At 54.4% G+C, this 12,759-nt stretch carries 13 protein-coding genes; 2 read left to right on the top strand and 11 right to left on the bottom strand.

The features are described 5' to 3' along the window. Positions 1–28 precede the first annotated feature (28 nt). Genes ccmB through napF form a run of 9 tightly spaced genes read right to left on the bottom strand, consistent with a single transcriptional unit; the run spans position 29 to position 7,163 of the window. The gene (gene ccmB, locus OGY09_RS16265; RefSeq protein WP_048234881.1) at positions 29–688 is read right to left on the bottom strand and encodes a heme exporter protein CcmB; all 660 of its coding nucleotides are present in this window, start codon (positions 686–688) and stop codon (positions 29–31) included. Then, on the bottom strand, positions 685–1,305 hold the full coding sequence (gene ccmA / locus OGY09_RS16260) for a cytochrome c biogenesis heme-transporting ATPase CcmA (RefSeq protein ID WP_008785298.1): 621 nt from the start codon (positions 1,303–1,305) through the stop codon (positions 685–687). Before ccmA ends, ccmB begins: the two co-directional genes overlap by 4 nt. A gap of 20 nt (positions 1,306–1,325) precedes the next feature. Then, on the bottom strand, positions 1,326–1,928 hold the full coding sequence (napC, locus tag OGY09_RS16255; protein ID WP_003027548.1) for a cytochrome c-type protein NapC: 603 nt from the start codon (positions 1,926–1,928) through the stop codon (positions 1,326–1,328). A 9-nt stretch (positions 1,929–1,937) separates the two neighbouring features. Continuing rightward, entirely contained in the window at positions 1,938–2,387 is a 450-nt protein-coding gene (napB, locus tag OGY09_RS16250) for a nitrate reductase cytochrome c-type subunit (RefSeq protein WP_003834627.1), read from the bottom strand. After that, on the bottom strand, positions 2,384–3,247 hold the full coding sequence (gene napH, locus OGY09_RS16245) for a quinol dehydrogenase ferredoxin subunit NapH (RefSeq protein ID WP_003027552.1): 864 nt from the start codon (positions 3,245–3,247) through the stop codon (positions 2,384–2,386). The genes napB and napH overlap by 4 nt, the downstream gene beginning before the upstream one ends. Beyond that, on the bottom strand, positions 3,234–3,929 hold the full coding sequence (gene napG, locus OGY09_RS16240) for a ferredoxin-type protein NapG (RefSeq protein ID WP_003834629.1): 696 nt from the start codon (positions 3,927–3,929) through the stop codon (positions 3,234–3,236). Before napG ends, napH begins: the two co-directional genes overlap by 14 nt. Positions 3,930–3,935: 6 nt before the next feature. Continuing rightward, entirely contained in the window at positions 3,936–6,422 is a 2,487-nt protein-coding gene (gene napA, locus OGY09_RS16235; RefSeq protein WP_032944032.1) for a nitrate reductase catalytic subunit NapA, read from the bottom strand. Continuing rightward, complete coding sequence (gene napD, locus OGY09_RS16230) at positions 6,419–6,682, bottom strand: chaperone NapD (protein ID WP_003027560.1); 264 nt, start codon at positions 6,680–6,682, stop codon at positions 6,419–6,421. Before napD ends, napA begins: the two co-directional genes overlap by 4 nt. Continuing rightward, complete coding sequence (napF, locus tag OGY09_RS16225; RefSeq protein ID WP_032944033.1) at positions 6,672–7,163, bottom strand: ferredoxin-type protein NapF; 492 nt, start codon at positions 7,161–7,163, stop codon at positions 6,672–6,674. Before napF ends, napD begins: the two co-directional genes overlap by 11 nt. A gap of 413 nt (positions 7,164–7,576) precedes the next feature. Between napF and eco the strand changes: the two genes are divergently transcribed. Beyond that, entirely contained in the window at positions 7,577–8,074 is a 498-nt protein-coding gene (gene eco, locus OGY09_RS16220) for a serine protease inhibitor ecotin (protein ID WP_032941984.1), read from the top strand. Between the two features lie 93 nt (positions 8,075–8,167). On the opposite strand, the gene mqo is transcribed toward eco, so the two are convergent. Then, the gene (gene mqo / locus OGY09_RS16215) at positions 8,168–9,829 is read right to left on the bottom strand and encodes a malate dehydrogenase (quinone) (protein WP_150388457.1); all 1,662 of its coding nucleotides are present in this window, start codon (positions 9,827–9,829) and stop codon (positions 8,168–8,170) included. A 278-nt stretch (positions 9,830–10,107) separates the two neighbouring features. On the opposite strand from mqo, the gene OGY09_RS16210 reads away from it, so the two are divergent. Beyond that, entirely contained in the window at positions 10,108–11,355 is a 1,248-nt protein-coding gene (locus OGY09_RS16210; RefSeq protein WP_032944486.1) for a SulP family inorganic anion transporter, read from the top strand. Here OGY09_RS16210 and mgtE read toward each other — a convergent pair. Then, the gene (gene mgtE, locus OGY09_RS16205) at positions 11,318–12,754 is read right to left on the bottom strand and encodes a magnesium transporter (RefSeq protein WP_032944037.1); all 1,437 of its coding nucleotides are present in this window, start codon (positions 12,752–12,754) and stop codon (positions 11,318–11,320) included. The genes OGY09_RS16210 and mgtE overlap by 38 nt on opposite strands. Positions 12,755–12,759: the final 5 nt, after the last annotated feature.

The raw sequence follows: 12,759 nt of genomic DNA, 5'->3' as shown, positions 1-12,759 counted from the left end.
CTTGCCCGGCCTACACATCTAATTCTCGTTACTGCACGCTTATCCGTAACGCCGCAGCTGTGGCAAACGGGCTTAACGTGGCGCTGCCGACCAGCAACGCGCCCAGAATTGCCATGTACCCTTCAACCGGTAAGTGCATAGAAGCCGCATCCATCGCGGCGGTTGCAAAAATCAGTAAGGGTATGGTGAGCGGGAGCACCAGCACGCTTAACAACACGCCGCCGCGCTTTAAGCCCACCGTCAACCCCACACCCGGCGCACCGAGGAAGCTCAGCGTCGGCGTTCCGAGTAACAACGTCAGCGCCATAATTTTCCAGCCGTACATATCCATGCCCAGCAGCAGCGCCACTAGCGGCGAGAGAATCAACAGCGGCAGGCCGGTCACGACCCAGTGCGCCATCACTTTCGCCAGCACCACGGCCGGTAGCGGTAACGGCAGCAGCATCAGTTGCTCAAGGCTGCCGTCCTGCAGATCATCACGAAACAGGCGTTCCAGCGCCAGCAATGACGCCAGCAGCGCCGCAACCCAAATGATGCCCGGCGCAATGCGCGCCAGTAGCTGCGGCTCCGGCCCAATGCTTAGGGGGAACAGCGTAATAACAATCAGGAAGAACCATAAAGGATTGGCGATTTCCGCACTATGACGAAACGCAACTCGCAGTTCTAAACGGAAGATTCGCCACATCATTGCGTTGCCCTCTCGCTGGTCAGCGCAATACGTCGCACTTTATCGGTTTCGACATTGAGCGGTTGGTGGGTGGTGAGAATAACAATACCGCCCTGCTCCGTATGCTGCGCCATACGCTGAGTCAGTCGCTCAACGCCGTTCACATCAATGGCGGTAAAGGGTTCATCGAGGATCCATAGCCGGGCGCGGGTCAGCCACAAACGGGCCAGCGCTACGCGCCGCTGTTGTCCGGCGGAGAGCTGGTTCACCGGAATATCTTCATATCCGGCAAGTCCCGCCTGTGCCAGCGCAGCCAGACACTGTGCAATGTCGCCGTCATGATGGAAGAAACGCAGGTTCTCCAACGCCGAAAGCCGGGTTTTTATCCCCGGCTGATGTCCGATCCACAGCAGTTGCTGATGGTAGCTGTCCCGCACGTGATGCAGCGGCTGCTCTTGCCAGCAAACCTCCCCTGCATCGGGACGCGCCAGCCCGGTAAGCAACCGCAGCAGAGTAGTTTTCCCTGCGCCGTTGCTGCCGGTAATTTGTACCCATTCCCCTGCGTTGACGCGAAATGACAGATTGCTGAACAGTATTCTGTCATCTCGCTCGCAAAGTAATTCTCTGGCTTCAAGCATACCTGGTTATCTACATCCTGTTAAAAGCCCGGTTTGACTTCGCGCATATCAGGCAGTTTGTGCGCTATCCCTTTATGACAGTCAATACAGGTTTGCCCGTCTTTCACGGCCTGGTCGTGCATTTTGGCCGCAACGCCTTTCTGGGCGGTTAAATCCATAAACTCGAAGTTGTGACAGTTTCGGCACTCTTGCGAATTATTATCTTTCATACGCCGCCACTCATTTTGCGCCATCGTCAGACGATGGTCTTCAAATTTCTGCGGTGTATCTATCAGCCCCAGTGCTTTCGCGTACAGCTCTTTACTGGCCTTGATCTTACGAATCATTTTCGGGCCCCACTCATGCGGGACGTGGCAATCAGGGCAAGTCGCTCGCACACCACTGCGGTTGTTGTAGTGTACGGTTTCCATGTATTCCTGGTATACCGTATTGCGCATTTCGTGACAGCTAATGCAGAACTCTTCTGTATTGGCCTTTTCCATACCGGTATTAAAGCCGCCCCAGAAAATAATGCCGCCCACAAAGCCGATTAACAACAGCGTGCCGAGCGCCAGACGGCTGGGGCGACGCCACCATTGCCAGACGCGCTTAATCCAGCCTGGTTTACGGTTAGAATTTTCCATAATGACCTCTTATTTCCCGTAACCTTTCGAGGGGGTGAAGGTATTTTCAACAATCGGCGCGGCGTCAGCCTGCGGAACGTGACATTGCAGGCAGAAATAACGACGCGGCGCAACTTCAGCCAATACCTTGCCGTCGCTGTCCATAAAGTGCGTCGGACTGATGCGCGGCGCACCGGTAGTGCGATAGCTTTCCACACCGTGGCATTGCAGGCAGCGGTTAGTGTTAGTCGTCACCTGATACCCTTCAACGCTATGCGGAACCATCGGCGGCTGATTCACATAGTTCAGCGGCATGCGCTCTTGCTCTTTCGGCATGCGAATCGCCCCTTCCTGTGTTCCTGAGACTTCCGGTGACTGGCTCAGATCCACTCCATTTGCAGCCCAAACGGCCCCACTGACGACCAGGGCAAGCAGGGCCGTCCATTGACACAGCGTCTTAATCAGGTCATGGCTTTTCATGATTTCGCTCCCGAACTCCATCGTGTTGTTATTGTAAAAACATCCTCAGAACAGACATCCACGCAGCGACCGCAGGCCATGCAATCGCGGCTGGTTACCTGCACTGGACTTTGCTCATCCAGCACCGGCGCACGTAGCACATGCGGTTCCGGGCAAACATGAAAACAATCCATACAGCGGTTACATCTGTTACGTTCTTTTGCCGAAACGGTTAATGCCCCTTTGCTTCCCACCACGCTATACAGCGCACCCAGTGGGCAAAGATGCCCGCACCAGCCATGCTCAACGACCAGTAAATCAAATAAAAACAGCGCGAGGATCAGCAGCGCTCCGCTACCGAATCCCATTACCAGGCTCCGTCCAAGCAGAGAGACTGGATTTATCCACTCCCACAACAGCGTACCGGTCAGGGCGGAACCGACCAGGATAACCACCAGCAGGACGTACCGTATATGGCGCGGCAGGGTTGCGGACTGATTCAGGTCAAACCTTCTGCGCAACCAACTGGCTAAATCGGTAACCGGGTTCATGGGACAAACCCAACTGCAAAACAGTCGCTTACCGGCCAGGGCATACAGCACCGTGATGATAGCTGCTCCCGTTAACGCCACCGTCGCCGGCAGATGCCCGCTGGCCAGGCTTTGCAGAGTAATCAGCGGATCGGTGAACGGGATAGCGTCCAGCAACAGGCTGCTACTGTAGTTGCCATGCAGGATCCACACGCCAAGCCACGGGCCGCTGAGGAACATCGCCAGTATCAGAAACTGACTCAAACGACGCAGCAGCAGCCAGCGATGACTCTTCCACCATCCTTTTTTTGCCTGCGCTTCACGCCCGGCATCACGTTTACGATTTGCCATTGTTCCCCTCCAGCCAACCGAAGCGGTAATGGTGTCCTAACTCCCCTTTCGCCAGCGACAGCGGCAGCACTTTTATTGCTGGCTGTTCCAGTACGCAGACTTTTTCGCATTTCCCACAGCCGGTACAGGCATCGCTGTGCACGGTCGGAATAAACCGCGCATGCTTGCCGGTACGCATATTGCGGTCCAGCTCCAGGGTGATCGCCTCATCAATTTTCGGGCACTCGCGATAGCAAACGTCGCAGCGCAATCCCTGATAGTTGAGGCAGTTTTCGTGATCCAGCAGTACCGCCAGCCCCATACGCGAATCGTCAATGGATTCAATTTCCCTGTCCAACGCGCCGCTCGGGCAGACTTTGGCACACGGAATGTCCTCACACATTTCGCAGGGAATATCACGGGCGACAAAATATGGCGTACCGGCCGCCAGCCCGGAGGCCAGCGTTGCCAGCTTCAGCGTGTCATAGGGACATGCCTGAACGCACTGACCGCAACGTACGCAGGCGCTGGCGAATGCCTCCTCGCTCAGTGCACCTGGCGGGCGCAACCGCACGCCGGTTGCGCGTGCGGTTTGTTGTTGCAACCCCAGCGCCACGCCAACGACGGCCAGCCCGCCCGCTGCGCGAACCATATCGCGCAGAAAGCGGCGGCGGCCATTTTGGGGTTTTGCTGACCGGGACATAACGCGTTACACCTTCGCCAGTTTCACGGCGCACTTCTTGAAATCCGTCTCTTTGGAGAGCGGATCCGTCGCATCCAGCGTCAGGTTATTCACCAGCTGTGCGGCATCGAAGAACGGCATGTACACCAGCCCCTGCGGCGGACGGTTACGACCGCGTGTTTCAACAATCGAAATCACTTCGCCACGACGGGAAATCACTTTGACCTTATCGCCACGGCGCAGATCGCGTGCTTTTGCATCCAGCGGGTGGATAAACAGCACGGCTTCCGGGAATGCACGGTGTAGTTCAGGCACACGACGCGTCATACTGCCGGTATGCCAGTGTTCCAGCACACGTCCGGTAGACAGCCACAGGTCATATTCTTTATCCGGCGCTTCAGCAGCAGGCTCAAATGGCAGCGCGAAGATAACCGCTTTACCGTCCGGTTTACCGTAGAACTTGTAGCTTTCACCTGCTTTCACGTAAGGGTCGTTGCCTTCGCTGTAGCGCCACTGGGTCTCTTTACCCTCAACGACCGGCCAGCGTAAACCGCGCGCTTTGTGGTAATCGTCAAATGGCGCAAGATCGTGCCCGTGACCGCGGCCAAACCATGCGTACTCTTCGAACAAGCCTTTTTGCAGATAGAAGCCCAGCTCGCGGGATTCATCGTTTAGTTGATCTTCAGCCAGTTCAGTCACTGGGAATTTCGTTACTGCTGGCGTAGCAAACAGCACGTCATAAAGCGTTTTACCGCGCAGTTCCGGTTTTTGTGCCAGCAGGTCTTCCGGCCATACTTCTTCTGTTTTGAAGCGACGAGAGAACTGCACCAGTTGCCACAGATCCGATTTCGATTCGCCCGGCGCTTTAATTTGCTGACGCCAGAACTGTGTACGGCGTTCCGCGTTACCATAGGCGCCTTCTTTCTCTACCCACATCGCGGTCGGCAGGATCAGGTCAGCCGACAGGGCGCTGATCGTCGGGTACGGATCGGAGACGATGATGAAGTTGCGCGGATCGCGCCAGCCCGGCATACGCTCTTCGTTGATGTTCGGACCGGCCTGCATGTTGTTAGTACACATCGCCCAGTAGACATTGAGCTTGCCATCTTTCAGCGCGCGGTCTTGCGCCACGGCGTGCAGACCAACTTTTGCCGGAATGGTCCCTGACGGAATATTCCAGTGCTTCTCACAGATATCGCGGTGTTTTTCGTTCGTTACCACCATGTCCGCAGGCAGACGGTGGGAGAACGTACCGACTTCACGCGCGGTGCCGCAGGCTGAAGGCTGGCCGGTCAGAGAGAACGGGCCGCAGCCTGGCTGGGAGATTTTGCCAGTCAGCAAGTGCAGGTTATAGACCAGGTTGTTGGCCCACACGCCGCGGGTGTGCTGGTTAAAGCCCATCGTCCAGTAGGAGATGACTTTTTTCTTCGGATCGGCATACAGCTGCGCCAGCTGTTCCAGCTGATCTTTCGGCACACCGGTCATTTCGGCGGTTTTATCCAGCGTGTACTCAGCAACGAAGGCTTTGTAATCCTCAAAGCTCATCGGTTCAGAAGCATCGGATCCCGGGTTTTTCGCCGCTTTTTCCAGCGGATGGGTTGGACGCAGACCGTAGCCGATGTCCGTCACGCCTTTACGCAGGTTAACGTGCTTGCTAAAGAAATCCTGGTTAATCGCATTGTTTTGAATAATGTAGTTCGCGATGTAGTTGAGGATCACCAGATCGGTTTGCGGCGTGAAGACCATACCGTTATCCGCCAGCTCAAAACTGCGGTGCTGGAAGGTGGAAAGAACCGCGACGTTAACATTAGGATCGGACAGACGACGGTTGGTGATGCGCGACCACAGGATCGGGTGCATCTCTGCCATATTCGCGCCCCACAAGACGAAGGCATCCGCATGTTCGATATCGTCATAGCAGCCCATCGGTTCATCCATACCGAAGGTACGCATAAAGCCGACTACCGCTGAGGCCATGCAGTGACGTGCGTTCGGGTCGATGTTATTGGAACGGAAACCCGCTTTAAACAATTTGGCAGCGGCATAACCTTCCCAAATCGTCCACTGGCCAGAGCCGAACATACCGATAGACTCAGGGCCTTTCTCTTTCATCGACGTTTTGAATTTCTCTTCCATCACGTCAAAGGCCTGGTCCCAGCTAATCGGGGTGAACTCGCCTTCTTTGTGATACTTGCCGTCTTTCATGCGCAGCATCGGCTGCGTTAAACGGTCTTTTCCGTACATGATTTTCGGCAGGAAGTAACCTTTGATGCAGTTGAGCCCACGGTTAACCGGCGCATCCGGATCGCCCTGGCATGCCACAACACGCCCTTGCTGCGTTCCGACCAATACGCCACAGCCCGTCCCGCAAAAACGGCACGGGGCTTTGTCCCATTTAATGGCTTCTTGCTGACCGACTACCGCGCGGGCAACGCCCGGCACGCTTAACCCGGCAGCCGCCGCAGCGGCCGCAACGGCGTTAGCTTTCATAAAGCTACGACGACTGAGTTTCATGGTGTTTCCTCACCTTGCTCATCCTGCTGGTGATAAACCAGCGACACCGCCAGTACGCCCGCAACGTTGCGTACTGACTCAATTGTTTTCATTAGCGTTTCACTTTGCTCAGCTTCCACCACCACAATCAACTGACCACTTTCCACATCGCTGAGTGCAACTTCGCAACCGGGAAAGGAACGCAACTGCGTGGCGATATCGTTGATATGCTGGCTTTTGGCCTGAACGACCAGGCTGCAGACCTGCCAGTTATTGTCCATGGTTGTACTCCGCGTTAATGGCTGATACCGGGCAGATAGCGACACAGGCGCCACATCCGTCACAGTCCTGATTGTCGAGCTGCGGCTGATAAATGCCGGACAGCGTGGGACGAAAGGTTATTGCCATGGGCTCACAGCTATCCTGACAGCGGTGACATTCAACGGACTGATGTGCGAGACAGTTTTCCCCAATCGTAAAATTCAGATCCCATGCCCTGGTGTGGCGCGGAAGAAAAAGTGATTCGGGACAGGCTTCTGCGCAGGCATAGCAAAAGCTGCACTCGCCGTGTTTGAAATTTACGCTCGGGTAACCACCCTGGCCTCGCTGCAGGATGTCGGTTTCGCACGCCTGGATGCAGGCGTCACAACGGAGGCAATGGGCCAGAAAGTGAGAGTCTTCCTTGCTCCACGGCGGACGGATCCCTGCGCTGGCGTTTCGCCAACTGCCTGTCAACATACCTCGACGGGATAAATCAACCATGACATTGTCCTTCCATAATGACGCCCTCCCTCGGCGGGTTGAACGACATAAAAAACTGCACTATTTATGAGTAGTTATTTTTAGCCGTAAGATATTTCAGGATGTGTTAGAGGTGCATACCCCAATTGGGGTAAATGCTGTTGCCGGATCAAAGGAGTGTTGAGTTGGCGGGAAAAAATGCGCTTTTGCTCACATTTCAATGAGTTATATAACTATGTATATAACGAATTATTCAAAAAGACAAAGATCTCAATATTAGGATAATTCCTAGTATATATCGCTACCATGGCAACAAAACTCTACCTAATACACTTTAAATATAAGTAAATCCAGATTAATAGATTATCCAAATATGTTAACCTGCTACAGACTCGTTCATAAGACAGAAGAAAGGAAACACTGTGAACAATAAGATGAAGACAATTGTCCCTGCCGTACTTTTCGCCGCCTTTGCCAGCACCTCTGCATGGGCTGCCAGTAACGAAACCGCCGCTCAGCCGCTGGAAAAAGTCGCCCCTTATCCCAAGGCGGAAAAGGGTATGAAGCGCCAGGTTATCCAGCTTACCCCTGAGAAAGATGAATCTACTCTGAAAGTAGAACTGCTGATCGGACAAACGCTGGAAGTTGACTGTAACCAACACCGCCTGGGCGGAGAACTGGACAGCAAAACGCTGGAAGGTTGGGGATATGACTACTATGTCTTTGACAAAGTTACGTCTCCGGTTTCAACCATGATGGCCTGCCCGGACGGTAAGAAAGAGAAGAAATTCATTACTGCGCATCTGGGTGATGACGGCATGTTGCGTTACAACAGCAAGCTGCCGATTGTGGTCTACACCCCGGAAAACGTGGACGTTAAATACCGTATCTGGAAAGCGGAAGACAAAATTCAGGACGCAGTCACGCGCTAAGTGAGAATGTGCCGGATGGCGGCATACCGCCTTATCCGGCCTACAGACGCATAAACAATGCCGGATAAGCACAGCGCCATCCGGCATTTTATTTTACAGCGCGATATCCGCGACGGCTTTCTGTTCAGGCTGCGGTTGTGCCTGAGGTTTCAGCTGTGGTTTCGGCGCTTCATCAGCAACCTGCGGCTTGTCATATTTCAGACCCAGAACCTCACTGGTGTACTGCAACTCTTGTTCCGTAGCCTCAACGTTACCGTTCAGCTTAGTACCATAAGACGGAATAATGGTTTTCAGCTTCGCCTGCCACTCGGGGCTGGCTACTTTATCTTTAAACACTTTTTCCATCAGATGTAGCATGATCGGTGCCGCGGTTGATGCGCCCGGAGAAGCTCCCAGCAGCGCAGCAATCGTGCCTTCTTTATCGCTGACGACCTCAGTACCCAGACGCAACACGCCGCCCTTCTCCGCATCGCTTTTGATGATCTGCACACGCTGGCCCGCCTGCCATAAACGCCAGTCTTCTTTTTTCGCCTGTGGATAGTACTCTTGCAGCGCAGCAAAACGGTCGTCGTCGCTGAGCATCACCTGGCTCACCAGATATTTCACCAGATCGAAGTTATCCAGACCCACGTTGACCATCGGCATAAAATTCGAGGTGGTGGTCGAGCTGAGCAGATCCCACAATGAACCATTCTTCAGGAACTTGGTGGAGAATGTCGCGAATGGCCCAAACAGCACAACGCGCTTGCCATCAAGGATACGGGTATCGATATGCGGTACAGACATCGGCGGCGCGCCAACGGAGGCCTGACCGTACACTTTCGCCAGGTGGCGATTGACCACATCCGGATTTTCTGCAACCAGGAACTGCCCGCCAACCGGGAATCCGGCATAGCCTTTCGCTTCCGGAATGTCGGTTTCCTGCAACAGCTTCAGCGCAGCGCCACCGGCACCGATAAAGACAAACTTCGCCTTGATATCGTGTTCCGCTTCGTTATTTTTCAGATCGGCGACTGTGACAGTCCAGCTATTGTCGGCATTACGCTTAAAGCCACGCACTTCGGTGCTCAACTGCAGCGCAAAGTTGGGCTTTTTCTGCAATGAGGTAATCAGTTGGCGGGTGATTTCGCCGTAGTTCACGTCAGTACCAATCTCGGTACGCGTTGCTGCGACTTTCTGCTGCGGATCGCGACCTTCCATGACCAGCGGCGCCCACTCTTTAATCTGCGCGTGGTCTTCGGAATAGCGCATACCACGGAACAGCGTGCTCCGCTGCAGTGCGGTGTAACGGGCACGCAGGAAGTTCACGTTCTCGTCACCCCAGACAAAACTCATGTGCGGAACGGTGGTGATAAACGAGCGTGGTTCATGCATTACGCCATTATTGACCTGATAGGCCCAAAACTGGCGGGAAATCTGGAAGGCTTCGTTAATTTCGACTGCCTTTTCAATGCTGATGCTACCGTCGACCTTTTTAGGCGTGTAGTTCAGCTCCATCAGTGCGGAGTGGCCGGTTCCGGCGTTATTCCAGCCGTTTGAGCTTTCCTGTGCTACACCATCCAGTCGCTCAACCATGGTCATTGACCATTGCGGCTCCAGCTCCTGTAAATAGGTTCCCAGCGTGGCGCTCATGATGCCGCCGCCAATCAACAGTACATCCGTTTCCTGCTCTTCCGCCGCTTTCGCTTTTGCCGCCATCGAGACAACATTCAGCCCAACGGCCATGGTGAAGAGCATGGCAGTCACTTTTTTCATAATGTTAATGCCTTACTTTTAGTATCGCTTTTTTGCTTTTAATGCAGGTGAAAATCGAGCGGCACCAACGGTAACACTTAAGTAAAAATAATTAAATATTGTTTATAAATTATATTTTATTTTTAAAAATGTTATTAATACGTTGATAGTTTATACGGTTATTGACAATCATTTCTGGAAACCAGTCCGTCAGACGGGTACTATGCTGCGCTTTGCTATTCACTGCACGGATGCCTGTCGGTCTGCTGTATCAGGCCATTTCTGACCTGAGTGTAACTATGTCTGCAACTCAACATTCCTCTGCCGCAGTCGCTGAACACGCGACCCGTGCCGTGCTCCGCCAACCCCGTCTGCTGGTTCGCGAAACGCTGGCCGGTGTGGTAACCGCCCTGGCGCTGATCCCGGAAGTAATCTCGTTTTCCGTGATCGCAGGCGTTGATCCTAAAGTCAGTCTGATCGCCTCCGTCGTACTGTGCCTGGCGATGTCTTTTTTAGGCGGTCGTCCCGCAATGGTTACCGCCGCTGCAGGATCGGTCGCGCTGGTGATTGGTCCGATGGTGCATCAACACGGCGTGCAATACATCCTGCCTGCAGTGGTGCTGGCCGGGATGATTCAGATCCTGTTTGGTGTATTGGGAATGGCACGTCTGATGCGATTCATCCCTACGGCCGTGATGACTGGCTTTGTTAACGCGCTGGGTATATTGATTTTCTTTGCCCAGGTCCCGCATTTCTGGGGCAAAAGCCCGCTCATCTGGGGGCTGTTTGTCCTGACGCTGCTGATTGTGCTGTGGGTTCCGCGGTTTATTAAAGCAATTCCCGCACCGCTTATCGCCATCGTGCTGCTAACCGTGTTCACTGTCACCAGCGGGCAACTGTTACCGACCGTCGGTGATGAAGGTTCAATGAGCGGCGGCCTGCCGGGTTTGACCCAGTTGTTGGTTCCGCTCAACCTGCAAACGCTGGCGATTATCTGGCCCTGCGCGCTGAGTATCGCTTTTGTTGGTTTGATGGAGTCGCTGTTAACCGCCCGTCTGGTGGATGACCTGACGGTTACGCCGTCGAATAAAAATCGCGAGAGTGCCGGGCTGGGGATAGCCAATATTCTGGCCGGATTTTATGGCGGCATCGCCGGGTGCGCGATGATTGGTCAAACCATCGTTAACGTCGAGATGGGCAAAGGACGCAGCCGCGTCTCGACGGTTGCCGCCGGACTGGTATTACTCCTGTTAGTCACAGGGTTAAGCGAAGTGATGGCAGAAATACCCATGTCGGTGCTGGCAGGTATTATGGTGATTGTGGCGGTAAAAACCTTCAGTTGGCACAGCATCCAGCCCGCCACGCTGACGAAACTGCCCGTCACTGAAACGCTGGTGATGCTGGTGACCGTCGCTGCCACGGTTTCTACCGGCAACCTGGCGATTGGCGTGGTTGCCGGGGTGATGACGATGCTTATTCTACCGCGTATCGTCAGACGCAAACGGGCGACTACATCAGAAACAGCGTTGCCAGACCGAGAAAAATAAAGAAACCACCAGTATCAGTGATAGCGGTTATCATGACGCTCGAGCCGACCGCCGGGTCGCGCCCGAGCTTCACCATCGTCATCGGAATGATAACCCCCATCAACGCCGCCATCAGCAGATTGAGCATCATCGCCAGAGTCATCACACCACCGAGCGCCATATCATCGTACAGCCACCAGGTAATGCCCCCCATAATCCCGCCCCACACGAGGCCGTTGATTAGCGCCACGCCCATCTCGCGCAGGATGAGAAACGTCAGGTTCCCCGGCTGAATATTTTGCAGCGCCAGCGCGCGGACGATCATAGTGATAGTTTGATTCCCGGTATTGCCGCCGATACCCGCCACAATCGGCATCAACGAGGCCAGCGCCACCAGTTGCGAAATCGTATGTTCAAAACCGTCGATCACCCGCGAGGCGATAAAGGCGGTACAGAGGTTAACGGCCAACCACGCCCAGCGGGTTTTTACCGCTTTGGTAACAGGCGCAAACACGTCCTCTTCGGCGCTTAAGCCCCCCATTCGACGCAGATCGGTGTCGGTTTCTTCATAGACAACGTCGACAATCTCATCGATGGTTAAACGGCCCATCAGTTTACCGGAAGGGTCAACCACCGCGGCGCTGACCAGGTTGTCGCGTTCGAAGGTACGCGCAGCGTTTTCGGCGATATCTTCAGGAGAAAAGGTGAGCGGGTCATCTTCCATCACCTCTCTGACTTTTCGCTGCACATCATTGAGTAAAATGCAGGTTAGCGTCAGTTCGCCAACCAGCACTTTATTGCGATCGGTCACGAAAAGTTTATCGGTGTTCTCCGGCATTTTCCCCAGCCGCCGCAGATAGCGTTGCACCACTTCCAGCGTCACGTCCGGACGCACAGTGATGACCTCGAACTCCATGATCGCGCCGACGCTATTTTTCTCGTAGTGCAGCACCTGGCGGACGCGCGTCCTCTCCTCTGCCGGTAACGTCGCCAGCAGACGACCGGTAAGGTTACGAGGCAAATGCTGCACCAGGTAAATCTGTTCATCGATATCGAGATATTGCAGCGCATCCAGCAGCTCGCGGTCGCTCATCTCATCGATCAGGTCGTCCCAGACGTTTTCAGACGCCTCAAGCAAGACGTTACCGCGCTTTTCATTTTCGACCAGTCGCCACAGGGCGTGGCGCTCTTCAGAGGGCAAAGCTTCGAGGGTATCGGCGAGGTCAGGCGGTGGCAGGTGGGCCACCAGCGCCCCTACCTCAGCAATATCGTCGGCTAACGTACCGACGTCATATTGCTCAGCCAGGGTAAGCTTGCCCAACAGCGTTGAAATAATGGCTTTATCAGTGGTCAGCAGCCAGATGAGGCGCGCACGCTCTTCATCACGCAGTCTGGCGCTGTTTTTGTTTATTACGGACATTAATC

It is taken from the genome of Citrobacter sp. Cpo071 (assembly GCF_030332765.1).
Taxonomy (GTDB): Bacteria; Pseudomonadota; Gammaproteobacteria; order Enterobacterales; family Enterobacteriaceae; genus Citrobacter; species Citrobacter portucalensis.
Note: the sequence above shows the minus strand (reverse complement) of the source record. Positions and strands in the feature narration are given on the sequence as shown.